The organism is Mesorhizobium loti, from assembly GCF_003148495.1.
Lineage (GTDB): Bacteria > Pseudomonadota > Alphaproteobacteria > Rhizobiales > Rhizobiaceae > Mesorhizobium > Mesorhizobium loti.
Genome location: NZ_QGGH01000003.1, coordinates 243,829 through 270,267 on the forward strand (window position 1 = coordinate 243,829; position 26,439 = coordinate 270,267).

The 26,439-nt window shown below is 65.0% G+C and carries 23 protein-coding genes; 14 read left to right on the forward strand and 9 right to left on the reverse strand.

Annotated features, from left to right (window positions below):
* Positions 1-31: 31 nt before the first annotated feature.
* Together C8D77_RS14655 and tsaD are read right to left on the reverse strand one after the other, a co-directional pair.
* Complete coding sequence (locus C8D77_RS14655; RefSeq protein ID WP_109663953.1) at positions 32-1,048, reverse strand: NAD(P)H-dependent glycerol-3-phosphate dehydrogenase; 1,017 nt, start codon at positions 1,046-1,048, stop codon at positions 32-34.
* Positions 1,045-2,130 carry a tRNA (adenosine(37)-N6)-threonylcarbamoyltransferase complex transferase subunit TsaD gene (gene tsaD, locus C8D77_RS14660; RefSeq protein ID WP_206438802.1) on the reverse strand — a complete coding sequence of 362 codons (1,086 nt, stop codon included), beginning with the start codon at positions 2,128-2,130 and terminating at the stop codon, positions 1,045-1,047. Before tsaD ends, C8D77_RS14655 begins: the two co-directional genes overlap by 4 nt.
* 157 nt (positions 2,131-2,287) lie before the next feature.
* On the opposite strand from tsaD, the gene hemC reads away from it, so the two are divergent.
* The 6 genes from hemC (at position 2,288) to C8D77_RS14690 (ending at position 8,455) form a co-directional block, all read left to right on the forward strand.
* Complete coding sequence (hemC, locus tag C8D77_RS14665; protein WP_109663960.1) at positions 2,288-3,214, forward strand: hydroxymethylbilane synthase; 927 nt, start codon at positions 2,288-2,290, stop codon at positions 3,212-3,214.
* A gap of 1 nt (position 3,215) precedes the next feature.
* Complete coding sequence (locus C8D77_RS14670) at positions 3,216-3,926, forward strand: uroporphyrinogen-III synthase (protein WP_109663964.1); 711 nt, start codon at positions 3,216-3,218, stop codon at positions 3,924-3,926.
* A gap of 115 nt (positions 3,927-4,041) precedes the next feature.
* A complete protein-coding gene (locus tag C8D77_RS14675; protein WP_109663967.1) occupies positions 4,042-5,526 on the forward strand; it encodes a COG4223 family protein in 1,485 nt (494 codons plus the stop codon).
* Positions 5,527-5,536: 10 nt separating this feature from the next.
* On the forward strand, positions 5,537-7,138 hold the full coding sequence (locus tag C8D77_RS14680) for a heme biosynthesis protein HemY (RefSeq protein ID WP_109663972.1): 1,602 nt from the start codon (positions 5,537-5,539) through the stop codon (positions 7,136-7,138).
* 102 nt (positions 7,139-7,240) lie between these two features.
* A complete protein-coding gene (locus C8D77_RS14685; protein ID WP_109663977.1) occupies positions 7,241-7,720 on the forward strand; it encodes a tellurite resistance TerB family protein in 480 nt (159 codons plus the stop codon).
* A gap of 18 nt (positions 7,721-7,738) precedes the next feature.
* Positions 7,739-8,455 (forward strand): glutamine amidotransferase, encoded by a 717-nt coding sequence (locus C8D77_RS14690; RefSeq protein WP_109663980.1) that lies wholly within the window; start codon positions 7,739-7,741, stop codon positions 8,453-8,455.
* Between the two features lie 2 nt (positions 8,456-8,457).
* Here the strand turns inward: C8D77_RS14690 and C8D77_RS14695 are convergent, their stop codons facing one another.
* From C8D77_RS14695 to C8D77_RS14725, 7 genes are all read right to left on the reverse strand, one after another.
* Complete coding sequence (locus tag C8D77_RS14695; protein ID WP_109663983.1) at positions 8,458-9,696, reverse strand: MFS transporter; 1,239 nt, start codon at positions 9,694-9,696, stop codon at positions 8,458-8,460.
* Between the two features lie 160 nt (positions 9,697-9,856).
* On the reverse strand, positions 9,857-10,957 hold the full coding sequence (locus tag C8D77_RS14700) for an aminotransferase class I/II-fold pyridoxal phosphate-dependent enzyme (protein WP_109663988.1): 1,101 nt from the start codon (positions 10,955-10,957) through the stop codon (positions 9,857-9,859).
* 196 nt (positions 10,958-11,153) lie between these two features.
* Positions 11,154-11,615 (reverse strand): Ros/MucR family transcriptional regulator, encoded by a 462-nt coding sequence (locus C8D77_RS14705; RefSeq protein WP_056585880.1) that lies wholly within the window; start codon positions 11,613-11,615, stop codon positions 11,154-11,156.
* 216 nt (positions 11,616-11,831) lie between these two features.
* On the reverse strand, positions 11,832-12,551 hold the full coding sequence (locus C8D77_RS14710; protein WP_109663992.1) for an ROK family protein: 720 nt from the start codon (positions 12,549-12,551) through the stop codon (positions 11,832-11,834).
* Between the two features lie 11 nt (positions 12,552-12,562).
* Complete coding sequence (gene zwf / locus C8D77_RS14715; RefSeq protein WP_109663995.1) at positions 12,563-13,939, reverse strand: glucose-6-phosphate dehydrogenase; 1,377 nt, start codon at positions 13,937-13,939, stop codon at positions 12,563-12,565.
* 22 nt (positions 13,940-13,961) lie between these two features.
* The gene (gene gnd / locus C8D77_RS14720; protein WP_109663999.1) at positions 13,962-14,975 is read right to left on the reverse strand and encodes a phosphogluconate dehydrogenase (NAD(+)-dependent, decarboxylating); all 1,014 of its coding nucleotides are present in this window, start codon (positions 14,973-14,975) and stop codon (positions 13,962-13,964) included.
* Positions 14,976-15,025: 50 nt separating this feature from the next.
* Positions 15,026-17,443 carry a glucan 1,4-alpha-glucosidase gene (locus C8D77_RS14725; protein ID WP_109664003.1) on the reverse strand — a complete coding sequence of 806 codons (2,418 nt, stop codon included), beginning with the start codon at positions 17,441-17,443 and terminating at the stop codon, positions 15,026-15,028.
* A gap of 155 nt (positions 17,444-17,598) precedes the next feature.
* Here C8D77_RS14725 and C8D77_RS14730 point away from each other — a divergent pair, with 155 nt between their 5' ends.
* The 8 genes from C8D77_RS14730 (at position 17,599) to C8D77_RS14765 (ending at position 26,410) form a co-directional block, all read left to right on the forward strand.
* Positions 17,599-18,885, forward strand: coding sequence for a histidine kinase (locus tag C8D77_RS14730; protein ID WP_109664007.1), 1,287 nt, complete (start codon positions 17,599-17,601; stop codon positions 18,883-18,885).
* A complete protein-coding gene (locus C8D77_RS14735; protein WP_109664011.1) occupies positions 18,885-19,607 on the forward strand; it encodes a response regulator transcription factor in 723 nt (240 codons plus the stop codon). Before C8D77_RS14730 ends, C8D77_RS14735 begins: the two co-directional genes overlap by 1 nt.
* 187 nt (positions 19,608-19,794) lie before the next feature.
* Positions 19,795-20,763: a YihY/virulence factor BrkB family protein gene (locus C8D77_RS14740; RefSeq protein WP_245468599.1), complete on the forward strand. Its 969-nt coding sequence runs from the start codon at positions 19,795-19,797 to the stop codon at positions 20,761-20,763.
* Between the two features lie 73 nt (positions 20,764-20,836).
* A complete protein-coding gene (locus tag C8D77_RS14745) occupies positions 20,837-21,850 on the forward strand; it encodes an SMP-30/gluconolactonase/LRE family protein (protein ID WP_245468595.1) in 1,014 nt (337 codons plus the stop codon).
* A 94-nt stretch (positions 21,851-21,944) separates the two neighbouring features.
* Positions 21,945-22,958, forward strand: a complete 1,014-nt coding sequence (locus C8D77_RS14750; RefSeq protein ID WP_109664026.1) for an ABC transporter substrate-binding protein — start codon at positions 21,945-21,947, stop codon at positions 22,956-22,958.
* Between the two features lie 49 nt (positions 22,959-23,007).
* Positions 23,008-24,477 (forward strand): sugar ABC transporter ATP-binding protein, encoded by a 1,470-nt coding sequence (locus tag C8D77_RS14755; RefSeq protein WP_109664030.1) that lies wholly within the window; start codon positions 23,008-23,010, stop codon positions 24,475-24,477.
* A gap of 1 nt (position 24,478) precedes the next feature.
* Positions 24,479-25,459: an ABC transporter permease gene (locus tag C8D77_RS14760; protein WP_109664034.1), complete on the forward strand. Its 981-nt coding sequence runs from the start codon at positions 24,479-24,481 to the stop codon at positions 25,457-25,459.
* Between the two features lie 3 nt (positions 25,460-25,462).
* Entirely contained in the window at positions 25,463-26,410 is a 948-nt protein-coding gene (locus C8D77_RS14765) for an ABC transporter permease (RefSeq protein WP_109664038.1), read from the forward strand.
* The last annotated feature ends 29 nt before the right edge of the window (positions 26,411-26,439 follow it).

Consider the following 26,439-nt stretch of genomic DNA (forward strand, 5'->3'; position numbering starts at 1 on the left):
CTCCTGGTCTTGGGGATCAAAGTCGTGGGGATCAATCGTTGGTTTCGGTCTTCAGCGGCCGGGTCATCAGAGCCGTCACAGCCTGCCGGATGGTAATGGTGCCGTCCAGTATGGCGGCGACGGCGGCGATGATCGGCGCGTCGATGTTGCGCTCGGTGGCGATGCGGGCAGCGATCGCGGCCGTCGGCACGCCCTCGGCCAGCGGCAATCCGGCAAGCGGCTTGCCTTGCCCAAGCGCCAGCCCATAGGCGAAATTGCGCGACTGGGTGGACGAGCAGGTGAGCAGCAGGTCACCAAGGCCGGAAAGCCCCATCAAGGTCTCGGGCCTGGCGCCGAAGGCGGCGCCGATGCGGCGCAGTTCGACAAAGCCGCGCGTCACCATGGCGGCCTGGGCGCTGGCGCCGAGCCCGGCGCCAGTGACAGCACCGGCGGCAATGGCGAAGACGTTCTTCAAGGCGCCACCGATTTCGACGCCGATCAGGTCGTCACTCGAATAGCAGCGCAGGTTCTCCGCCGAAAAGCGGGCGGCGAGGTCGGCGGCCAATGCCTCGTCGCGGGCGGCGACCACAACGGCCGTCGGCAGGCCGCGGGCGACATCGGTGGCGAAGCTTGGACCCGACAGGGCGGCGACCGGATTCTGCGGCAGGATCTCTTCGACGATTGCCGACAGCAAGGCGCCCGTGTCGCGCTCGATGCCCTTGGCGCAGAGAACCAGCGGGATGCCCGCCGGCATATGGTCCTTCGCGGCTGCCAGCGTCGCCCGCAACGCCTGCGCCGGGGTCACCGCCAGCACGCAATCGGCGCCGGCAAGTGCCACCTTGATGTCGCCCGTCGCCTCGATGCCGGGCGCGATGGCAATGCCGGGCAGATAGCGCGGATTTTCGCCATGGCCGATCGCAGCGACGGTTTCCGGGTCGCGCGCGAACAGCCGGACCGAATGACCGGCGCGTAGCATCGCCAGCGCCAGCGCCGTGCCCCAGGCGCCGCCGCCAAGCACGGTGACACGCCAGCCGCTCTTGTCCGGACTGTTCATATGCTGGCCAGTCATGCCTTGGCTCCGCGCCGGCCGGAGCCGACCATCGGCGTCGAGATGCCGTCCAGCGGCCAGCGCGAGCGCGGCACGAAATCGAAGCCGTTCTCCTGCGCCATGCCGGCGCGCAGCCGCTCGACGCCGGCCCAGGCGATCATCGCCGCATTGTCGGTGCAAAGTTTCAGCGGCGGCGCAATGAAGCTGAAGCCGGCCTCGGCACAGAGCCGCTCCAGCATCGCCTTGATCGTGCGGTTGGCGGCGACACCGCCGGCCACGACGAGTGCCGGGTTCCTGGTGGCGGGAAATGTCTGCCGAAAGCGCGTCAGCGCGCGGGAAACGCGGTCGGCCAGCGCATCGGCGACGGCCACCTGGAAGGAGGCGCAGATGTCGGCGACGTCCTGGTCGCTCAAGGGAGCAATGGCGGTCGCCGCCTGACGCACGGCGGTCTTGAGGCCGGAGAAGGAGAAGTCGGGCTGAGCCGAGCCCTTCATCGGACGCGGAAAGGCAAAGCGCGAAGGATTGCCGGCCTGTGCCGCCTTCTCGACATTCGGTCCGCCAGGATAGGGCAGGCCAAGCATCTTGGCCGTTTTGTCGAAGGCTTCGCCGAGCGCGTCGTCTATGGTGGTTGCCCAGCGCTGATAGTCGCCGACGCCGCGCACGGCGAGAATCTGCGTATGACCGCCGGAAACCAGCAGCAGCAAATAGGGAAAATTGAGCCCGTCGGTCAGCCGTGCGGTCAAGGCATGACCTTCGAGGTGGTTGATGGCGATCAGCGGCTTGTTTGCCGCAGCGGCGATCGCCTTGGCCGTCATCAGCCCGACGATTAGCCCGCCGACGAGGCCGGGACCGGCGGTGGCGGCAATCGCGTCGATGTCGGCGAGCGCCACGCCCGAATCGGCAAGGGCCGCCTCGATGATGCCGTCCAGCGCCTCGACATGGGCGCGCGCCGCGATTTCCGGCACGACGCCGCCGAATGCGGCATGTTCCTCGATCTGGCTGAGCACGATGTTGGACAGGATTTTTGGCGCGGCGTTGCCATCCACAGCCACGACGCTGGCGGCGGTCTCGTCACAACTCGTCTCTATGCCCAGCACGCGGATCAATTCGTCGCTATCCCAAGAGATTGTCTGTCAGGCCTTTCCCCGTTAGGAGAAAGTCCGGAAAGGCCTCGGTTATTTTAGCCGCATTGCTGCGACGCCAAGTGGTTCCACTTGGCTGCAAAATGCTCAGGCCGGGGGTTATCACGGACCGCGCGCCATGCAAACAATCTTGAGAATCGGAACACGCGGCAGCCCGCTGGCGTTGGCACAGGCGCAGGAAACGCAGGCGCGACTGATGGCCGCGCACGGCATGCCGGCGGAGGCCTTCGAGATCGTCGTCATCTCGACCAGCGGCGACCGCATCCAGGACCGGCCGCTGTCGGAAGCCGGCGGCAAGGGTCTGTTCACCAAGGAGATCGAGGAGGCGCTGCTGGCGGGCCGGATCGACATCGCCGTGCATTCGTCGAAGGACATGCCGACGCAACTGCCCGACGGTCTCGAACTCTCAGCCTTCCTGCCGCGGGAGGATGCGCGCGACGCCTTTGTCGGCAGGGCGGCGAAGACGATTGCGGACCTGCCGCAAGGGGCGAAAGTCGGTTCGTCGTCGCTGCGGCGGCAGGCGCTGATCCGCCGCATGCGGCCGGATCTCGACGTGGTTATGTTCCGCGGCAATGTGCAGACGCGCCTGCGCAAGCTGGACGAAGGCGTCGCCGCCGGCACGATCCTCGCCTATGCCGGGCTGAAGCGGCTCGGGCTCGAGCATGTCGCCACCGACCTGATGCCGCTCGACCTCTTCCCGCCGGCGCCAGGGCAAGGCGCGATCGGCATCGAGACCCGCATCGGCGATCGCGATGCCGAAAAGATGCTGGTGGCAATCCATGATGTTCCGACCGGTCAGGCGCTGGCCTGCGAGCGCGCCTTTCTGGCGGCGCTCGACGGTTCCTGTCGCACGCCGATCGCTGGTTATGCGGCGATCGAGGCCGGGAAACTGTCGTTCGCAGGGCTGATCATATCGCCCGACGGCACGCTGTCGCACACAGTCGAGCTGCAGGGACCGGCGCAAGACGCCGCCCGTATCGGCGCCGAAGCAGCCAGGACGGTGAGGGACAAGGCCGGCGAAAAGTTCTTCGACGGCTGGCTCTGAAATGCTTCGCGTCCTGGTGACGAGACCGGAACCGGGCGCCTTGCGCACAGCGCGGCAGCTTCGGGAGACAGGGTTTCTGCCGATTCTTCTGCCTCTGACCGAAACGGTGGCGCTGCCGGTCGATGCCGGACTCGTCCCGGACGATGCCATCGCCGTTGCCATCACCAGCGCCAATGCCGTGCGCCATGCGCCGGAAGACGTCATCGCGGCGCTCGCCGCCTTGCCTTGCCATGCCGTCGGCAAAAGGACGGCGGAAGCCGCGCGCGAAGCGGGGTTCTTGTCGGTCAGCGAAGGCCCGGGCAATGCCGAAGGTCTCGCCGGCAGTCTTGCTGCTGATCTCTCGGGCAAGACCATTGTCTATCTCTGTGGACGCGTGCGATTTCCGGCCTTCGAACATGAGCTCAAGGCGGCGAGCGTTCAGGTCCACGCCGTCGAAACATATGACACGCTACAGATGGGTTATTCGGACGAAACCATCCTCGAGCGTCTGTCCGGCCAACCTGCCGATGCGGTGCTGCTTTATTCAGCCAAGGCGGCTGCCGCGATGCAGGTCCTGGCCAGACGGCCCGCTCTGCACGGGCTCTTTGAAAAAACGTGGTTTTTCGCACTTTCCAACCGCATCGCGGCAATCCTCGACGATACCGCCAGCGAAAGAATCCGCATTGCCGCACAGCCCGACGAGGAAGCGCTGCTGGCGCTTTTGCGAGCGTGAGCTGAGCCGCGTCATCACACCGCCCCTTTTCACCGCTTGGTGATGTGCTAGACCCTTTCTGAACCATCATGCGCCGCAGGGCGTTGAGACGAAGCGAATTGTGCGGAGCCCAGGCATGGTCAAGACGCCGAAGATGCGACACTCAAAAAGCCGCCGCGAGCCGGTGACCATCGATCTGGAGCCGGGCGCCGTCTCACGCATCGCCGACGAGGATGCCGCCAAGACGCAGGCCGGCACTGATGAAGCGCCAGTGGAGGCCACGGAAACCTCTCGATCCGCAGTTCCCGAAGAGCCGGTTCATGCCGACCAAACCGATCTCGAGCCCTGGGAGCATGCGGATGCCGCCGCAGGGCCAGCGGAGACGCAAGCGCCGGCAGATGCCGGAGCCAAAGCCGCCGAACCAGAGCTCCCCTATCCCGGTTCGGATGCTCCGCCCAACCGCGCCAAAGCCTTCGACTACAGTTTCGAAGATGCGTCGGCAAAGCGCACCCAGACCGATAGCAGCAAGGCAGAAGCCGAGACACGGGACGACAGAATGGCGCCGGCACCTCCCCCTGAAAAGCGTGGCGGCCTCAACGGCATCGCTGCCGGCATCATCGGCGGTGTCATCGCGCTGGTCGGCGCCGGCGGGCTGCAGTTTGCCGGCCTGCTCGGCGCACCGGGCTCCGGCGCCAGTGTCTCGCTCGATGGCGTCAATGGTGACATCGCTTCGCTGAAGGCCGAAATCGCCGGCTTGAAGGACTCTGGCGGCAACAGCGATGCAGCGGCCAAGGTGGTCGGCCTGTCCTCGGGCCTGGAGCAGGTCAAGGCCGATGTCGCGGCGCTGAAATCGGCGGTCGAGAAAGGTGGAGCAGGCGACACTGCCGGGGTCGCCGCACTGGGCGACAAGGTCGCGCAGATCGAAACGGCGGTCGCCACGCTCAGCAAGGCCGGCAGCACGGCTCCGGTCGATCTCGGCCCGCTCAACGAAAAACTGGCTGGTCTCGACGCGCAGGTGAAGTCGGCCGGCGAGGCGGCGACGGCACAGGATGGCCGGCTCACCGCGCTGGAGCAGTCGGTGTCGCAGCTTTCCAGCAAGGTCGAGGCGGCGGCAGGACAGCCGAAGATCGCGCTCGCCATCGCCGCGTCGGCGCTCAAGGCGGCGCTCGACCGTGGCGCGCCTTTCTCGGCCGAACTCGAGACCTTTGCCGCGATTTCCCCGGACGCGCCGCAGCTTGCGACCTTGCGTCCCTATGCCGAAAAGGGCGTTCCGACCCGCGCCGAGATCGCAACGCAAGCGGATGCCGCCGCCAGTGCCATGGTTACTGCTGCGACGCCTGTCGATGAGAATGCCGGCTTCCTGCAGAACCTTTTGTCGAGCGCCGAATCGCTGGTCAAGGTCAGGCCGATCGGCGCCGTCGAGGGCGCCGGTGCGCCGGAAACCGTCGCGCGCATGGAGGCGGCGGTCAATCAGGGCGACTACGCCAAGGCGCTCAGTGAATACGACACGCTGCCGCAAGCCGCCAAGGCCGCCGGCGCCGATTTTGCCGGCAAACTGAAGGCACGCATCGAGGTCGAAACCCAAGTCGACGCGCTGATCTCCGGCGCGATGAAGGCATGAGGGCAACACAATGATCCGGCTGCTCGCCTTCCTCATCGTCGTTTTCGCACTTGGGCTGGGCTTTGCCTGGCTGGCCGACCGGCCAGGCGACATGGTCGTCACCTTCAGCGGCTATCAGTACCAGGTCAGCCTGATGGTGGCGGCGGTGGCTGTCGTTGCCGTGGTCGCCGCGGTGATGATCCTGTGGTGGCTGCTCAAGTCGCTGTGGAACAGCCCCTACACCATCTCGCGCTATTTCCGGGTGCGCCGCCGCGACCGCGGCTATCAGGCGCTGTCGACCGGCATGATCGCCGCCGGCGCCGGAGACGGCGCGCTGGCCCGCAAGAAGACCAAGGAAGCCGCCAAGCTGATCCGCTCCGACCAGGAACCGCTGATCCATCTGCTCGAGGCGCAGGCGTCGCTGCTCGAAGGCGATCATGAAGGCGCGCGGCAGAAATTCGAGAGCATGCTCGACGATCCCGAAATGCGGCTGTTGGGTTTGCGCGGGCTCTATCTCGAAGCCGAACGGCTCGGCGACCGCAACGCCGCCCGGCACTATGCCGGCCGTGCTGCCGCTGTGGCGCCGCAGCTGGCGTGGGCAGCCGAATCGACGCTGGAAGAGCTGACCGCACGCGGCGACTGGGACGGCGCCTTGAAACTGGTCGACGCGCAGAAGTCGACACGGCAGATCGAACGCGACGCGGCCACCCGCCGCCGCGCCGTGCTGCTGACCGCCAAGGCGCAGGCGCTTGCCGACAGCGATCCCGCTGCCGCCAGAACCGCGGCGATCGAGGCAAACCGGCTGCGACCGGACTTCGCGCCCGCCGCCGTTGCAGCCGCCGCCGCGCTGTTCAAGCAGAACGACGTGCGCAAGGGCTCAAAGATCCTCGAGGCGGCGTGGAAGGCCGAGCCGCATCCGGAGGTCGCCGAACTCTATACCCATGCCAGACCGGGCGACGCCGTGCTCGACCGCCTCAACCGGGCGAAGAAGCTGCAGGAGATGAAGAAGAACCACGCCGAGTCGTCGATGACGGTGGCGCGCGCCGCACTCGACGCGCAGGATTTCTCGACCGCCCGCCGCGAGGCCGAGGCCGCGATCCGGATGGATCGCCGCGAGGGCGCCTATCTGCTGCTCGCCGACATCGAGGAGGCCGAGACCGGCGACCAGGGCAAGGTGCGGCAACTGCTGTCGAGGGCGGTGCGGGCGCCGCGCGATCCGGCCTGGGTCGCCGACGGCGTGGTGTCCGAACGTTGGGCGCCGGTGTCACCGATTACCGGCCGGCTCGATGCCTTCGAATGGCGCGCGCCGATGGAGCGTCTCGGCCAGTTGATCGACAGCCATGAGGATGCACCAGCCAGCGCGGCGCCGGTCATTGAAGCACTGGCAAAGCCGATAAGCGGAAAAAAGCCGGCCGAGGTGATCGATGACGCCGGTCAGGGCGAGGCAGGCGGCAGGGACGCCGAGAGCCACGAGGATCATGTCAAGCCAATCACGGCGGCGGCCTTCGCCGCGGTGCCGACCGATGCCGAGGCTGTCGAGCCGGCCGAGGAGCTTGCACGGCTGCCGGACGATCCCGGCGTCGATCCGGACGAGGAAGCGGAAAAATCGCCGCGCCGGTTTCGGCTGTTTTGAACTGGGCCGGCCGTCAGCCCCCTCTGACTCAAGGAGATAGAGCACGATGTCGTCCGAAAACCGCTTCACACTTTTCGGCATCATGCTCTGAGGAATGGACTTATGTTTGAACGCGTTCTGTCATTTCTCAGGGATTTGCCGGCCGGCGCCGACACGCATGCCAGCACGGACGATCCGCGCATCGCGGCCTCGGCGCTTCTCTACCATGTGATGAATGCCGATGGTGTGCGCCAGGATGTCGAGTGGGAGCGGTTCAAGGCGGTACTGGCGGAGAGCTACTCGATCAGCGGCGCCGAACTCGAAGCGCTCGTCGCCGCCGGCGAGCGGGCCGACAATGAGGCGATCGATCTCTATGCCTTCACCAGTGTCTTGAAGCGCCATCTCGATGCCGATGCGCGCAAGGCCTTCATCGGCCTGATGTGGGAGATCGTCTATGCCGATGGCGAGCTGCACGAGCTGGAGGATAACACCGTCTGGCGCGTCGCCGAGCTGATCGGCGTCGAACGCCGCGACCGCGTCGAGGCGCGCCGCAAGGCGGCGGCGCACGCGCCCGGCGCCACCGGAACATCGAGCGACGAATAGACGGGATTTCGCCTACCCATGCCGCGCCAAACGAGTTCGAAGCCCAAAATCCTGATCGTGCTGCATCAGGAGAATTCGAGCCCCGGACGTGTCGGCCACATGCTTCTGGAGGAGGGCTTCGATCTCGACATCCGCCGGCCGCCGCTGGGCGACACCTTGCCGGAAACGCTGGACGGCCATGCCGGCACGGTGGTGTTCGGCGGCCCGATGAGCGCCAATGACGATGACGAGTTCGTCCGCCGCGAGACCAACTGGCTGGAAATACCGCTCAAGGAGAACCGGCCGTTCCTCGGCATCTGCCTTGGCGCGCAGATGCTGGCCAATCATCTCGGCGGCAAGGTCGAGGGGCATGGCGAAGGGCTGGTCGAGATCGGCTGGTACAAGCTGAAGGCGACCGAAGCCGGCAAGCAACTGATGCACTGGCCTGAGATGGTCTATCAGTTCCACCGCGAGGGCTTTTCGCTGCCCAGGGACGCGACGCTGCTGGCGACGGCCGAGACCTATCCCAACCAGGCCTTCCGCTATGGCGACAATGCCTGGGGCATCCAGTTCCATGGCGAGTTGACCAGGGTGATGATGCAGCGCTGGGTGGTGCGCGGCGCGCATCGCTTCGAGTTGCCGGGCGCGCAGCCCGGCCGCGATCATCTCGGCGGCCGGCTGATCTGGGACATGCATCTCAAGCGCTGGCTGGACGAATTCCTGCGGGTGATTTTCGGCAAGCCGGCAGCGCGATAAGGTCAGTTTCGCCCGTTGAGGTGGCGGACCTTACGCAGTTGCGGGAACAGCACCATCCACAGGCCGGCGACGACGATGGCGCCGACGCCGCCGACCACCACGGCCGGCACGGTGCCGATCAGCGCCGCCATGGTACCGGCGCGGAATTCGCCCAGTTCGTTGGAGGCGCCGACGAAGACTTGGTTGACGGCATTAACACGGCCACGCACGTGGTCGGGCGTCCACAGCTGGATCAGAGTCTCCCTGATGTAGACGCTGAACATGTCGGTGGCGCCAAGGAAGGCAAGGGCGACGATCGACAGCCAGGTGATGGTCGACAGGCCGAACAGCACGGTGAAGGCGCCGAACGATGCGGCGGAAGCCAGCATGATTATGCCGGCGTGGTTGCGGAGCGGATGCCCGGCCAGCCAGATCGCGACGCAAATGGCGCCGACGCTGGGCGCCGAGCGCAGCAGGCCGAGCCCCCAGGGACCGAGCTGGAGGATGTCGCGCGCGTAGACCGGCAGCAGCGCCGAGGCGCCGGACAGGAGCACGGCGAACAGATCGAGCGAGATGGCGCCCAGCACGATCTTCTCGCTCCAGATATAGCTGAACCCGCCTAACAGGTGCTGCATGGTCGGCTTTTCCGTCTCCGTGCGCTGCGACGGCTTCGGGATGGTGAAGATCAGCAGCCCGGACACAAGCATCAGGACAGCGGCGGTGCCGTAGGCCACTTCCGGCGAAACGCCGTAGAGCAGGCCGCCGGCGACCGGGCCAACGATGGTCGCCGTCTGCCAGGCCGATGAATTCCAGGCGATGGCGTTGGCGAAATCCTCCGATGGCACCAGATTGGCGAACAGCGAGGCCGAGGCCGGGCCGAAGAAGGCGCGGGCGACACCGAACATGGCGAGTACGGCGAAGATCGGCAGCGGTCCACTGATACCGCGCAGCGCCAAGAGCAGCAGCGCCAGCGCGCAGATTGCTTCCACCACCACCGCCAGCGCCATGATCAGGCGGCGGCCGAAGCGGTCGGCGACGACCCCGGTGACCAGCACCAGTAGCAGCGACGGCAGGAACTGGACGATGCCGACCAGGCCGAGATCGAGCGGGTCACGGGTCAAATCGTACATCTGCCAGCCGACCGCGACGGACACGATCATGGTGGCGAAGGTGGTGAGGAAGCGCGCCGCCCAATAGCTCAGGAAGGAGCGGTGGCGGAACGCGGCATAGCGCTGGTCCGGCGAGGTTTGTGCTGATGTCATGGAGTGAGGCCCCGTTGCGATGGCATCGGCCGGCGGGGCACTTCCCGGATGGGTGCTGTTCCGACCAATGGAACTTCTAGTAAAGTTCGCCGCGGATATGCGTTAAAATCAGTGCTGGATCAAGGAATTTTCAGCCTGCTCCATCGCCCGCACGGGGAAGTTACTGCCTCAGCGCGGCGGAAATGGCGTCGAGGCCGCCGCTCAATTCGGCTTCCGTCGGCCAGCCAAAGCCGACGCGGAAGAAGCGCTTCTCCATTTCGAACCAGTGGCCGGGTCCGACATAGGTGCCGTGGTTCTCCACCAGGTTCACATAGAACCGGTCGAGGTCGAAGCCGGGATCGACATTCAGGCGGGGGAAACCTACGACGCCACCTTCGGGCCGAACCCAGTCGACCAGTGGCTCGCGGTCGATCCAGGCCTGGACGCTGTCGCGGCGTTTGGCCATTTCGGGCAGCAGCGTCGCCAGGAAGGCGTCCCGGCGCTCAAGCATGCCGCGCGCAATGCCTTCATCGATGACGCTGCCGCAGACGCCGATCTGCTCCTTGGCGGCGAGAAATTTCTCCTGAAGCGCCGCATCCCTGGTGACCAGCCAGCCGATGCGGATGCCGGGAATACCGAAAGCCTTGGACAGCGATGAGACGCTGATCGCCTTCGGGCTGAGCGATGCCGCCGACGGCAGGCGGCGGCCGTAGGAGAGGTCGCGGTAGGTCTCGTCAACCAGCAGACGGCAGTTCCTGCTTTCCGCGAGCGCCACCAGCTCATCGAGCTCGGTTCGGCTCATCATCGTGCCGGTCGGGTTGTGCGGGCAGGTGACGCTGATCAGTTTCGTGTTCGGCTGTATCGCCGCCTTGACGCGTTCGACATCGATGGCGAAGCCTTCTTCGAAGGCCAGGTCGACAAAGCTGATGGCGCAGCCGATCGCCCTTGGGGTTTCGATGTTGGTGGCGTAGTTGGGCCTGATGACGACGAGATGGTCGTCCGCCGACAAGAGCGAGGTCGAGATGATGAACAGCGCGCCGGCGGCACCGGCGGTGACCAGGACATCGTCAGGCGAAGTGCCGGCGTCCTGCGCCGATATCAGCGCGCGCAAATCCTTGTCGCCGCGATGCTCGCCATAGAAAAGCGTGAGATCAGGCAGTGACAGGCCGATGTCCGAGAGTTTCTGGTCGGCGATCGAACTTTCGGAGAGATTGTAGCGGATGCGGTCGTAGCCGTATTCCTCCGGCGCCTCTTTCTCGATCACCATCCTGGTGTAGTTCATGGCTTCCCCCCAAAGACCTTGTCGGCCCCATCCAAGCCATAAAAACATGAAGCCTGCCAAGGCGGATTCGCCGGCAGGTTCCAATCAATCTATTGGCTCAGGGCCGAATTAGGTCTTTGCTTCAGGCAGGTCGTTGTCCCAAAAGCGCTGCGCACCCTTGGGTCAAGCCCAAGGGCATGCTTTTGGGCGACATGCCTCAGGCTGAAACCTTGGCCTTCCTGCCCTTGACAGGTGCCTTCACGGGGGCGGCCTTGCGGCCGAGGCCGATCGACTTCGCCAGCAGCGAGCGCGAGGCCGCGTAGTTGGGGGCGACCATCGGATAGTCCGACGGCAAGCCCCACTTGGCGCGATAGGCGTCCGGCGTCAGGCCGAAATGCACACCGAGGTGACGCTTCAGCGATTTGAACTTCTTGCCGTCCTCGAGGCAGATGATGAAATCGGGCGTCACCGACTTCTTGGGATTGACCGCCGGGACCAGGGGCGCAGCCACCGGAACCACCGGCTTGCCGAGCCCGCTTATCGAGGTGCTGACGCTGGCGATGAGGTCGGCCAGGCCGGAGGCGGGCAACCGGTTCTTCTCGACGTAAGCGGACACGATGTGAGCGGTCAGCTCGAGCAGGTCGATGTCTTTACGGGCACTGTTGCTATCGTCGGTCACTCTATTTCTCCGTCTACAGCGAATGACCTGAAAATCGGATTCGATTTCCGGAAAGGATCATGCGCGAAATCAAAAATGCTATGGCGTCCGTCGTGCGTCCACGGGACGAATGGCGTTGTTGTGGCGCGGAATTCCTAGTCGGCAAATCTGCGTAATGCAATGACTTGGTGTCATATCACACGTTATTTTGAACAACTATATTAAACAATAACAGTATCAAACTATCAGTGCCTTGTCGCGCCACAAACGAAATCCGCCTTCGAACGCACGTGTGTTGTCGCCGCGCCTGGAGTCGGCGGGCAATTCATCGAGCTTGTCGACATTGCCGCCGCCAATGACGACATAGTCAGGCTGCAGGGCGGCGCGAAGCCGGTCGACGACGTCGAAGACATATTTGCGCCATTTCTTCTTGCCGCGCTCTTCGAGGCCGCGCTCGCCGACATAATCCTCGAAACTCTTGCCTTTCTTGTAGGGCAGGTGTGCAAGTTCCATCGGCTGGGCGACGTTGTCGGCAATCATCGCTGCACCAAGGCCAGTGCCGAGCCCGAGGAAAAGCATGCGTCCTCCCTCATAGCTGCCGATGGCCTGCATCAGCGCGTCATTGACCACCTTCACCGGTTTGCCGAATGCACCTGCGAAGTCAAATCCAGCCCAACCCGCGCCGAGATTGGCGGGGTCGGTCAGCGGCCTGTTGTGATTGACCGGGCCGGGATAGCCCATCGAGACGACATCGTAAGGCAGGCCCTCGGCAAGCTTCTTCACCGCATCGATCATCTGCTGCGGCGTCAGGCCCGGTCCGGAGTCGGCGCGGCGCTCTTCGCCGCCGGCACTGGTCAGGATCTTGACGTGCGAGCCGCCAATATCGATCGAGAGCACGATCTTCTCAGCGCCCGATGTCTCAATACCCAACGTTGGTTGCTTCACCGCCTTGGCCATCGTGTCCCCTCTCATTTCACTGGATCAATCCAACCATTGGGCGGCCCGAACCCGGCCATGACGTCCGCTGGCCCCCATGTTCCCGGCTCGTAGAGGTGCGGCGGCGTGGTGTCGCCAAGCACCGGGCCGACAATGCGCCAGGCCAGCTCGCTGGCATCCTGGCGGGTGAACAGCTGGCCGTTGCCGTTCATGGCGTCGCCGATCAGCCGCTCATAGGGCGGCATGTCGCCCTTGCTGTCGTCGAGCGCCGTCAGTTCGACCTGCTCGCCGATCATGTCGTCGCCCGGCGCCTTGCGCTGGGCGCCGATAGCGATCACCACCTGTGGGTCGATGCGGAAGCGGACGTAGTTCTGGTCGGCGGGCTTGATCGGATCGAAGACGTCGAGCGGCGGCCGCTTCAACCGCACCACCACTTCGGTGACATGCACCGGCATGTTCTTGCCGGCGCGGATGAAGAACGGCACGTCCTGCCAGCGCCAGGTGTCGACGAAGAAACGCACCGCCGCGAAGGTCTCGACCGGCGAGTTCGGCGCCACGCCCGGTTCAGTGAGATAGCCGGTGAACTGGCCACGCACGACATCGTCTTTGGTCAGCGTCCGGATGGCGCGCAGCACCTGCACCTTCTCGTCGATCAAATCGTCGGCGGAACGGCCGACAGGCGGCTCCATGGCAAGCAGCAACAGGATGTTGAGCAGGTGGTTCTCGATGACGTCCCTGATGCAGCCGACATCGTCATAGAAGCGGCCTCGCCCCTCGACGCCGAAATCCTCGGCCATGGTGATCTGCACGCTCTCGACGAAGTTGCGGTTCCAGATCGGCTCGAGGAAAGAGTTGGCGAAGCGGAAATAGAGCAGGTTCTGGATCGCTTCCTTGCCGAGATAGTGGTCGATGCGGAAGATCGACTGTTCGTCGAACACCAGGTGAAGGACCCGGTTGAGCCAGCGCGCCGATTGCAGATCGTGACCGAAGGGCTTTTCCACCATCAGCCGTGCGCCATGCGCGGTGCCCGATTGTTCCAGCCCCTGGACGACGGTCTCGAACATGGTCGGCGGCACCGCCATGTAGTGCAGCGGCCGCTGCGCGGTGCCGAGCGCGCTTTTCAGTTTCTCGAACGTCGCTCCATCGCGGTAGTCGCCGCTGACATAGCGCAGCAGCGAGGCGAACTTGGCGAACACCTTTTCGTCGATCTTGCCCAGCGCATTGACGATGCCGTCGCGGGCGCGGGCCTGCAACTGCTTGAGGTCCCAGGCGTCGAAGGCGACGCCGATCACCGGTTCGGTGAGCGTGCCCTTGGCGACCATCTGGTAAAGTGCCGGAAATATCTTCTTGTGGGCGAGGTCGCCGGTTGCTCCGAAGAGCACCAGCGTGTCGGACCGTTCCTGGCTCATGAGCGTGTCTCCCCTATCGCCGTCACTTGCCTGCCTTCGGCTTTTCGACATGACCGCCAAAGGCATAGCGCATGGCGGACAACAGCTTGTCGGCGAATTCGGATTCGCCTTGCGAGGAGAAGCGGTCGAACAGCGCAGAGGACAGCACCGGCGCCGGCACGCCGGTGTCGATCGCCGCCTTCAGTGTCCAGCGTCCTTCGCCGGAATCCGAGACGCGGCCGCCGTAATTCGCCAGGCCCGGGTCGCCTTTCAAGGCGCCGGCCGTCAGGTCGAGCAGCCAGGAGCCGATGACGCTGCCGTGCCGCCAGACCTCGGCCACCTGGGGAAGGTCGATATCGAACTGGTAGTATTGCGGGTTTTCCAGCGGGCTGGTCTCGGCGTCCGCCGTCCGCTGCCGCTTGCCGGCATTGGCCGATTTCAGGATGTTCATGCCTTCGGCATAGGCGGCCATGACACCATATTCGATGCCGTTGTGCACCATCTTGACGAAGTGGCCTGCGCCGCTCGGTCCGCAATGCAGATAGCCAAAGGGCGCGGTCCCGGCATCCTTGGGCGGATTGGAGCCGGCGTCGGCGCCCGGCGCCAGCGTGGCGAAGATCGAATCGAGGTGTTGCACCGCCACATCGGGACCGCCGATCATCAGGCAGTAGCCACGCTCCAGGCCCCAGACACCGCCGCTGGTGCCGACATCGACAAGATGGATACCCTTGCCAGCCAGTTTCGCGGCCTGGTCGACGGCGTCGTGATAGTAGGAATTGCCGCCGTCGATGACGATGTCTGCGGGCTCCATCAGGGCCGCCACCTGATCGATGATCCTGCCGGTGATGGCTGCCGGCAGCATCAGCCACACACAACGCGGCTTGGCGAGCTTGCCGACGAATTCTTCCATTGAAGCCGCCCCTAGCGCGCCGTCAGTCACCAGAGCCGCGACGCTGGCGGGATTGATGTCGTAGACGACGCATTCGTGGCCGTCGCGCATCAGGCGCCGGACCATGTTGGCGCCCATCCGGCCCAGTCCCATCATTCCGATTTGCATGGTTTCGTCCCTGTTTTCTAGGAGATTTACGGGGTTTGTCGGGGGAAGATCTACTGGCTATCCTGCTCGCCTGATATGACGGAGAAGTCGACATTCTCCCAATCGCCGGTTGCGGGCCAGAAAAAAGTGAAGGTCAGCGTGCTTCCCTTGGGGAGGCCGGCGACGGGCAGATCGGCAAGATGGATGCCGAAAGCGTTCTCTGCCGTCTGGCTGTCATGGGCAGTTGCCCAGTTGTCGCTGCTCCAGTGAACGATTGCCGGGTCCAACAGCTCGATGCGCAGCGTTTTGCCCGCCGGCATGGTGCGGATCTTGTTGTTGAACCGCCAGGTCCTGAACGGCGATACGGTCTTGTCCTCGATGTAGCGCTTGACGCCTTGCGGCGGCATGTCGAAGACCGCACCGTCGCGCAGCGAGCGCAACAGCTTGATATGCTCCGAATGCGCCCAGACCAAAGGCATGGCGCTGCCCGAGGGCCTGCCATGCAGCAATTCGCGCTCCATCAGGTCGGGGCCGTCCCAGACTTGCTCCGGCAACAGACCGCCCGGTCCGGCCGAGCCTTCCAGCGCCTCGAGAAGGCTGGCTGCCTTGTCCTTGCGCCCTGCCGCCAGCTCATAATGGGCGCGTTCGCCCGCCAATAGCGGCCAGGGGCGGCCCTGGCCGGTGCCGTCGAATGGCGCGCCGTCTTCGTGCTCGCCATAGCCGTCGCTGGTGTAGCGATACCAGAGCGGCCCTTGCGGCAGGTCGCAGCGCAATTGAGCGTCGATGACCTTGACCGTGTTGACGATGCGCGGATCGTTGGCCGCCCGTAGACCGAAACGCACCAGCGCCAGCGCGTCCGGGCTGACGATTGCCTCGGCGGGCCGGTCGCTGTCGCCGGGCGGCCGGTTCTTGATCGGTACGTAGCCGTCCTTCGGCGAGCCGGCGTCGGCGCTGTCGGGCGGCGCGATGCGCACGTAGTAGCCGTCAACGCCAACTTGCCTGCAGATCGCCGTGCCGCTGACATAGGTCCAGCGCTCGACCTGGTCGTTCCAGACGTCGGCGGTCTCGCGCAGATAGGTCGCGGCGTCGTCCTTGCCGCAGACATCGAGCAAGTCCGCCGCAGCTAGCAGGGCCGCGATCTCGACTGCAAGCGTGAACGGGCTGTAGCCGGCATCCTCTTCCCAGCGGTCTTCGCCGGTGACCGGTCCGTTGCGCACGACATAGCTGGCGGCGTCCTCGATCATCGGCAGGAAGGTTATGAGCCTGGCGCGCGGCAAATGGCCGGCGCGCCGCAAAGCATCGGCCAACAGCAGCGGAAACGCGCATTCGTCCATCTGTATGCCGGGCCAATAGGGGGACCCGTCGAGCCATGCATTCTGCGGCCAATGGCCGTCCGGCTGCTGGATGGAGCGCAGGTAGCCGAGAATCCGCAATGCCGCCGCGGCATCGCCGGCGGCGAGGAAGCCGCCCGCCGTCTCGACCAGATCGCGCGGCCAGACCAGATGATAGCCACCGAGGTCGTCGTCGCCCTTGTTGAAGCCCCACGGGATCGACAGGCTGGCGACCGCGGCGCCCGGCACGACGATCGACCGGTGCGTCGCCAGTACCGCGGTGCTGGTGCGATAGCTGTTGATGCCTGATGCTGTGTGCCGATCCAGCGGCAGCAGGCCAGTCTGCCACTTGCGCCAGTTCTGGATGTAAGACTTGGCCGCCGCCGCAAAACCCCGCTTCAGGCTGGCGAAGGCATTTTCCGCGGCCTCGTCGGGCGTTGCGCCAAAGCCCAGCGCCAGCAAGGCCTTGGTCTTTGCGGCGGAAAAACCGATCTCGCCGGTCAACGCGACATTGCCGTCCTCGGCCCGCTGGCAAGCCGGATCGAGTTGGCGGGTGTCGTGCAGTTGCTGCCAGCCGTCGGAAAAGCCGACATAGCCGGCCGCGCTGTTTTTCCAAGGCAGCGACGAGGCCAGCGCCAGGCAAGAGCCGCGCCCCGAGGCAAACAGCACGGGCTTTCCCTTGTGCTCGCCGACCCAGGCGGTGTTGCCCATGCCGGCATTGACCAGATGCGGCGCCAGAAGCGCATAGACGCGGTAGTCGCCGGGCGCACCCTTGAGCGGCGTGAAGGTGATTTCCTGCAGCAAAGCGGGACGCGCCGGGTCGGCGAGGATGCGCTTTTCGATCCGCCAGGCGCCGTCGCTCGCCGTGTTGACCAGCCGGTAGGCAGGTACGCCGTCCTCGAACGGTTCGATGGTGTGCGCGGCATCACGCTTCTCTTCCGAGAAGTAGCCGTCGGGACCGGTGACGATCAGGCCGAAATCGCGCGTGCAGGCGCTGTCGACGCGCGGATAGTAGATTTCGTTGAGGATGCCGTGGCTGATCGTGAACCAGATCTGGCCGGCTGGCGAAAGCGACGTTCCGACGCCGCTCTTGGCGCTTGACGTCCAGCGGGCCGGAATTCCCGGGGCGCCCGGAGCAACGGTTGGCGTCACTGGCATTCTGTTTCGGTCTCCTGGCCCCCTCCCTAGACCAGGACGCGAACCCTTTACAATCATTGCACCGCAAGTTGATCGGACACCGCCAATGGCGCGTCGTTGACAGCAGCGCCGGCATGCGTCCACTATTTCCCGGCACGGGAGGATCGTGAAAGCCAATGCCGGAGGTGTCCCTGGTCCTGATCGACCGGCTGCTGGCGATCTCGCGGGCGCTTGCCGGCCATATCGACCCCGGCACGGCGTTCCGCGCGACAGCCATCGAGATCGGCTCGCTCATTCCGCACGACCACATGGATCTGGCGGTGCTGTCGCATGATGGCCGCCGGCACGCCTGTTATGAAGCCGGCTTCCACACCAGCTGGAGCGAGCTTGCCCAGCATCCGCTGCCGACCGAAGTCAGCCCGATCCGCTCGGTGCTGTGGGGCGAAGTACCCTATCTGCTCGCCGACGACGCGTTGAGCGACCAGCGCTTCCATTTCGCCACGGCCATAGATGGGCCGATCTTCGCCGCCCGACTGCGCAGCCGCATCGTCGTGCCGCTCAGGGCACGCGGCGGCATCATCGGCGCGCTCAACATCAGCCGGCACGAGGTCGATTGCTACACGCTTGCCGATGTCGCCGTCGCCCAGCAATGCGCCGATCTGATCGCGCCCTATATATTCGCGCTGATCCAGACCGAGGAGGCCCGCCGGGCGATGCTTGCCGAGAGCGAGGCCCGCAACCGCGTCGAACTGCTGCGGGTCGGCGCCTCGCAATTGACCGAAGGCATGGAGCGCGAACGCCGGCGCATGGCCATGGACCTGCACGACCAGACGCTTGCCGACCTCGCCCGCATCGCGCGCCAGCTTTCGGCCCTGCGCGGCCAGGGCGTGGCGCGGGCGGCGCAGCTTGCCGACCTCGAGCAGGAGGTCGCCGGTTGTCTCACGGAGCTGCGCCACATCGTCGACGACATGCGCCCGAGCGTGCTCGAATTGTTCGGCCTGCGCGATGCCGTCGAGGCGCATCTCAACCGCAGCGTCGCCAGAGCCAAGCCGCCAATCGCCGTGCACATCGCCGACACCAGCGACGGTGGCGCCGACAGTCTGCCGGAGCCGGTTCGCACCGCGCTCTACCGGATCGTGCAGGAAGCGATCAACAATGCCGTTCGCCACGCCGCGCCACACCGCATCGACGTGCTGCTGGCGTCGACAACGAGCGTGCTTCGGGTGATCGTCACCGATGACGGCCAGGGCTGCGGCGCTGTCGATCCGGCCGCCCATGGCGGCATCGGCCATATGCACACACGGGCCGCCCTCATCGGGGCGCGGCTGCGCATGGGCCAGGCCGGCCGCAAGAGCGGCGGCACCCGTGTCGTCGTCGAGATCGACCGCCCGCCGTCGCGGGAGTTACCGGCTGCGGCGGCTGCAACAGCACCCGGCGAGTTCGCCGTGTCGGAGGCCATGTGATGCTTGTGATGATCGCCGAGAACGATGGGTTGCACCGCACCTTCGCGCGCCGGACCGTAGAGCAATTGTGGCCCGGCGACGTCGAGGTGATCGAAGCGAGCGACGGCGAGGACGCGATCAACCTGGCGGCTGAACGCGAGCCGCCGCATGTCGTGCTCGACCTGCAGATGCCGAAGGCGACCGGGATCGAGGTTGCTAGGGCGATCTGGAACCGCCGCGCCGGCACGCACATCCTGTTCTGGTCGAATTTCGCCGACGAGGCCTATGTGCGTGGCGTGGCGCGCATCGTGCCGCCGGGCTCGGTCTACGGCTATGTGCTCAAATCGGCGACGGAGGAGGGCATGCGGTCCGCCCTGCGCGGCGTTTTCCGCGATGGCCACTGCATCATCGACCGCGAGATCCGCGGCATCCAGCACCGCGTGCAGGACAGGTTCGAGGGCATCACCGACGGCGAATATGAAAGCCTGATCGACATCGCGCTCGGCCTGACCGACCGGGCGATCGCAGCACGCCGCGGCCTGTCGATCCGTGGCGCGCAGAGCCGCATTAAACATGTCTACGACAAGCTTGGCATCGTTCCGGCGGAGGACGGCGCCAGCGATGCTTCGGTGTTCAACTCGCGGACGCGGGCGATCTATCTCGCCATGGCGCGCGGCCTGATCAACGTCGATGCGCTGCGCCGCGAGCAGGACCGGCTCGATGCCTGGCTGGCGGAGCAATAGCGGGCCTCGTCTTCTGCGCCTCGGCCTCATGACTGGAGTGTCCACACCCGATTCCGATGGGTTCGTGAAATTGGTGGCACGGCCAACCGGAACATCGGAAGTTCCGGCGCATTGCTAGTGAACGCCATTCCAATTCACTGCCTGCGGACTCAAAGTGCGACCCTCAATCACAGATTCATGGCACTTGGTGCGTGAAAGCGTAGCCGGCTTCATCAACGACAATGCTCTTAGTCACGGTGCTGCGATGGCCTTTTATGCTGCCACCTCGCTGGCGCCGATCTTGCTGATTGTGGTTGCGATTGCTGGTCTCGTATTCGGTCATGATGCCGCACAATTGGCTTTGTCGGCCCAGATCTCCGGGCTGATGGGGCCGGAAAGCGCCGATCTCCTCAAGACCGCACTGCAAAGTGCATCTAGCAAGCTGTACGGGACGTGGGCCGCAATCATAGGGCTGGCCACCTTGTTGGTGGCCGCCTCTGGCGTCTTCGGCGAAATGCAGCAGTCGTTGAACACAATTTGGAAGGTTGAACCGCAGGGCAACTCCTTGTCGCGTCTGGTGCGGGCACGGGCCGCCAGTCTAGGGTTGGTGGCCGCGCTCGGGTTCCTGTTGCTGGTTTCTCTCATAGCAAGCGCTGCGATTTCGGCGCTGAGCGATTTCATCAACGTCCATCTGCCGTTTGGAACGATCATACTCAGTGGGATCAACGGCGTCGTTTCGTTTGCGCTCATTTCCGTGATGTTCGCTGCCATTTACAAAGTTTTGCCCGATCGAACCCTGGAATGGCGCGATGTAGGGATTGGCGCTGTTGTGACCGCTGCCCTGTTCACGTTGGGGAAATCGCTTATCGGGTGGTATATCGGCACCAGCGCGACTGCGTCCTCGTATGGCGCGGCGGGTGGTCTGCTCGTCGTACTGCTCTGGGTTTACTATTCGTCGGAAATTTTCCTTCTCGGTGCCGAGTTAACGCGCGCCTATTCCATTAGGCACGGCAGCAGGTCCGATCTGAAAACCTTGATTCACAGTCCCTTGCCCACGCAGCACAACCCATTTTGCGCAGGGCAAAAATCCAACTCTGCTGGCGTGGTCGTGCTCGTGGCGGTGGCGTGCGCGAGCGCGACCTTGACCGCGCTTTTGCTGGGTGTTCGCCGGCCCTAGTCCGACCTCGCCGTAGCCGCTAACACTCTGCCCCGATTAGCCCCTGCGCGACTGTGCAAACGCACAGTCGGCCATGCGCTTTGACCCGTATCGCCACGCCGGCGCCGCAACTACGCTCAACCCCAACAAGAAGATATATCGGGGAAGCGCTCATGCCATTCGTCACCATGCGGATTCGCACCGCCGGGAGCCGGTGATGTCGGTGTCGGCGCGCGCCCGCCATTCCGGCCTGGACGACGTCGTCGGCGATGCGACGATCGAGACGCTGGCGAGCGGCTTCGGCTTCCTCGAAGGGCCGGTCTGGCACCCCTACGAGAAGTGGCTGGTCTTCTCCGACATTCCGGAAAGCCGCATGTACCGCCGCAGTGCCGAGGGCGAGATCGAGCTGTTCCGCGAACCGAGCCACAAGGCCAATGGCAACACGCTGGACCGCCACGGGCGGCTGGTCACCTGCGAGCACGCGACGAGCCGGGTGACCCGCGCCGAGCCCAACGGCAGCGTGACGGTGCTTGCCACGCACCATCAGGGCAAGCAGCTCAACAGTCCGAACGACATCGTCGTTGCCACCGGCGGATCGATCTACTTCAGTGATCCCGGCTATGGTCGGGTGGAATTCTATGGCGTGCCGCGGCCACAGGAGCTGCCGTTCCAGGGCGTCTACCGCATCGATGGCGACGGCGCCCGGCTGACATTGCTGGCCGACGATTTTGTCCAGCCGAACGGGCTTTGCTTTTCGCTGGACGAGTCGCGGCTGTTCATCAACGACACCGAACGGGGGCACATCAGGGTGTTCGGCGTGGAAGCGAACGGCGACCTCAATGGCGGCGCCGTCTGGGCCGTGACCGAGGGCGAGGAGCCGGGAGCGCCCGACGGTATGAAGATCGACAGCCGCGGCAATCTCTACTGCACCGGGCCCGGTGGCATCCATGTCTTCGATGCGTCGGGCGCCATTCTCGGCGTTATCCGGACACCGGAAAATTGCGCGAATTTCACCTTCGGCGACGACGACCTGCAGAGCCTCTACATCGCCGCGTCGACGTCGCTGTACCGGCTCAGGGTGCGAGTGCCGGGATTGAGACTGTTTTGAGCCCGCGACGATCCGTGCTCAAATCAGATTGGGAGTGAGGCCGGGGTCAAAGCCGGCGGGAAATGCAGCAGTCAACATCTGGGAGGATTACGACATGAAGAAACTGTTCGTCTTGGGCGCCCTGGCGGCGATGCTCGCCTCGGGCACGGCGCTGGCCGACACCAGTGGCAAGAAGATCGCCTTCTCCAACAACTATGCCGGAAATTCCTGGCGGCAGGCGATGCTCGACAGCTATGGCATCGTCACCAAGAAGGCGGTCGCCGACAAGATCGTCGGCGCGGCCGACATCTTCACCACCGCCGACAAGGAAGTGCCGACGCAGGCGGCGCAGGTGCAGAACCTGATCCTGCAGGGCTATGACGCGATCGTCATCAATGCCGCCTCGCCGGACGCACTCAACGGCGCCATCAAGCAGGCCTGCGACGCCGGCATCACTGTCGTCTCCTTCGACGGCACCGTGACCGAACCCTGCGCCTACCGCGTCGTCGTCGACTTCAAGGACATGGGCAAGCAGGAAGTCGAGCAGATGGCCAAATTCCAGCCCAAGGGCGGCAATCTCCTTGAAATCCGCGGCCTTGCCGGCACCTCGATCGACGATGCCATCCATGCCGGCATCCTTGAAGGTGTGGCTGCCCATCCCGAGTTCAAGATCGTCGGCTCGGTGACCGGCGACTGGGACCAGACGACGGCGCAAAAGGCGGTGGCGACCATCCTGCCGTCGCTGCCCGACATCGTCGGCATCGTCGACCAGGGTGGTGACGGCTATGGCGCCGCACAGGCCTTCGCCGCCGCCGGCAAGCCGCGCCCGACCATCATCATGGGCAACCGCCAGGACGAGCTGCAATGGTGGAAGGAACAGAAGGACAAGGACGGCTACAAGACCTGGTCGGCCTCGATCGCGCCCGGCGTCTCGTCGCTCGCCTTCTGGGTGGCGCAGCAGGTGCTCGACGGCCGCACCGATATCCCGCACGATTTGCTGGTGCCGTATCTGGCCTTCACCCAGGACGATTTCGAGGCCGAACTGCCGAAGATCGTCAAAGGCGGCGTTGCCAGCCACGAATACACGCAGGAAGATGCGATCGCGGCCATCAAAGCCAACATCAAGTGAATGTCACGGCAGCGTTGCCGTCCGTATCGCCGAGCGGATATCGTTGAGCATGCCTGAAGGGAACGCTGACATCATCAGACTGAACGGCGCCGAAAAGCATTTCGGCGCCGTTCGCGCACTGGGCGGCGTGGATTTTCACGTCGGATCCGGCGAGTGTGTCGGTCTCGTCGGCCACAATGGCGCCGGCAAATCGACGCTGATGCACATGGTGGCGGGCACGCTGGTGCCCGACAGCGGGCAGATCGGCGTGCATGGCGGCATCGAGGACAACTACTCGGTGTCGCGGGCACAGCAGCTCGGCATACGCTGCGTGTTCCAGGAGCTGTCGCTGTGCCCCAATCTCAGCGTCGCCGAGAACACACGCATCAACCATGCGTCGCTGCGTGGCTTCGGCTGGCGGCGCAAGGCGGCCGATCTGATCGCCGCCAAGCTCGACGAGATCTTTCCGGGTCACAGCATCTCGGCGTCGGACATTGTCGGCGACCTGTCGATCGGCCGTCGCCAGATGGTCGAGGTGGCGCGTGCCTTCACGGTGACGCAAGACCGGCTCGACCTCGTGATCCTCGACGAGCCGACATCATCGCTCGATGCGCATACGGCGGGCCAGCTGCTGGCCTTCGTACGCCGCTTCGTTGCCGGCGGCAAAAGCTGCATCCTGATCTCGCATGTGCTGGGCGAGGTGCTGCGGAACGCCGACCGCATCGTGGTGATGCGCGACGGCAAAGTGGTTGTCGCTGACGCTGCCAGTGCCTTCGACCGCGACCGGCTGGTGACGGCGATGGGCGGAGCGGAAGCGCGCCAGAAGATCGCGGCGCAAATCGCTGCCGCCAAGCCCAGCGCCAGCCCGCTGCGGGTTCGGGCGCGACCTGCCGCGCAGAAGGACGGCACCGATCTCGTCGCCTGTGCCGGTGAGATCATCGGCCTCGCCGGGCTGGCGGGACATGGCCAGACCGACCTGCTGCTGGCGATCTTCGCTGCGGCATCGCGCGCCCGGACCGGCATCGAGGTGACAGCGCCTGTGGCGCTGGTCGCCGGCGACCGTCAGTCGGACGGCATTTTTCCGCAATGGTCGATCGCGCAGAATATCGGCATCCGCTCGCTGGCGCGCCTGCGCAACGGGCTGTTGATCTCGCCGCAGCGCGAGGCAGAGCTTGCTGCATTTTGGCAGAAGAAGATCGGCATCCGCACGCCGGAGATGAACAACAACATCTTTTCGCTGTCGGGCGGCAACCAGCAGAAGGCGCTGTTTGCCCGCGCACTCGGCTCGGACGCACAGATCGTGCTGATGGACGATCCGATGCGCGGCGTTGATATCGGCACCAAGCTGGAGGTCTACGACCTCGTGCGCGAAGAGGCTGCCCGCGGCCGCACCTTCCTCTGGTACACCACGGAAACCGAAGAGCTCGACAATTGCGACCACATCTATGTCTTCAAGAACGGCCGCATCGTCGCCAATCTGCGCCGCGACGAGTTGACCGAAGAGAAGATCATCCAGTCCTCTTTCGGCGACGCGGCCTGAGATGACGGCCGCCAGCCTCGAAACCGTTGCCAAGACTTCCGCCGAGCGTGGCGCACTGGCCCGCGCCCGCCTGTTGCGCGGGCTGCTGCCGGCGCTGTCGTTGGCGCTGGTGCTGCTCGCCATCGCCTGGCTCAACCCGCGCGCCATCAGCTATTTCGGCTTCAGCCTGATGCTCAACCTGGCGATCCCGATCGCCCTAGCGACGATCGCGCAGATGTTCGTCATATCAGGCAACGAGCTCGACCTGTCGATAGGCACTTTCGTCGGCTTCGTCGGCTGCGTCACCGCGACCTGGCTGAAGGATGCGCCGCTCATCGGCGTCGTCATCCTGCTCGGGTCGATCGGCATCTATGCGCTGCTCGGCGCGCTGATCCATCTGCGCAACCTGCCTTCCATCGTGGTGACGCTGGGCATGAGTTTCGTCTGGCAGGGCCTCGCGATTCTCGTTTTGCCCAAACCGGGCGGCAAGGCGCCGGACTGGCTGCTTGGGCTGATGGCGTTCAAGCCGCCTTTCGTGCCGTTCCCGATCATTGCCGCGCTGCTCATCGGCCTCATCGTTCATTTCGGCCTGATGCGCACTTCCTACGGCGTGATCCTGCGCGGCTCGGGCGGCAATCCGGCAGCACTCGGCCGCGCCGGCTGGTCGCTGCTCAAGACCAAGATCGTGCTGTTCGCGCTCGCCGGCCTGTTTGGCGTGCTGTCCGGTATGGCGCTGATCGGCATCACCACTTCGGCCGATGCCAATATCGGCAATGGCTACACGCTGCTGGCGATCGCCGGCGTCATCCTTGGCGGCGGTGAGTTCGTCGGCGGCCGGGTGTCGCCGATCGGCGCGGTGATCGGCGCGCTGACGCTGGCGCTGGCCGCCTCGCCGCTGCTCACCTTCATGCACATTCCACCCGACTGGCAGGTCGCAGCCAACGGCGCCATCTTGATCATCGTGCTGGCGGCGCGGGTGCTGATCAGCCGTAGGGAGAGGTGAGCGATGACATCGGTGAAATCGCTGCTGACGAAACCCTGGATCTGGTCGTTCCTTGGTGCGCTTCTGGTGTGGCTGGCGACGATCGCCTTCACCGGCGGTTATGGCGCCGGCGGCATGGTGACCGCCGCCTTGTCGCTGGCGGTGTTCACGGTCATCGTCGGTGTCGGCCAGATGTTCGTCATCACGCTCGGACCGGGCAATGTCGACCTGTCGCTGCCGGCCAATATCGGCCTCGCCAGCGCGGTCGCCATGAAGGTGATGGACGGCAACGATTCCATGATCGCGCTTGGGCTGCTGGCGGCGCTTGCCTGCGGCGCTGCGGTCGGCGCCGTCAACTACCTGCTGATCTGGGCATTGCGCATTCCGCCGATCATCGCCACCTTGTCGGCCAGCTTCATCATCCAGTCGATCGACATCAGCTATGGCCGCGGGCTGCAGATCAAGCCGCCGCCGGGCTTCGCCGATTTCGCCAACTGGCAGGTGCTGGGCATTCCGGTGCTGGCGATCCTCACCGTGCTGTTCACCATCGGTGCCGCCATCGCCCTGCAGCGCATGATCTATGGCCGCTCGGTGCTGGCGATCGGCCAGAACATCCGCGCCGCGTGGCTGGCCGGCGTCAATGTCGGCCGCATCCGCTTCCTCACCTACACGCTGTCGGGCGCGCTCGGCGGCATCGACGGGGCGTTGCTCGCCGGCTATTTCCGGGGCGCCAATGTCGATATCGGCAATGAATATCTGCTGGCCTCGATCGCCGTCGTCGTCATTGGCGGCACGTCGGTGGCTGGCGGCAAGGCCAATGTCCCCGGCGTGTGGGGCGCGGCGCTGTTCCTGGTGCTGTTGTTGACCATGCTCAACACGTTTGGAGTGAGTGCCGGGGTGCGATTGCTGCTAACGGGGCTGATCATCGTTGGCGTCATTACCGCGGCGGGCGGACAGAAGGCGCTGCGCTAGCCTCCGCCTTCGTCATGCTGCCAGCGCCA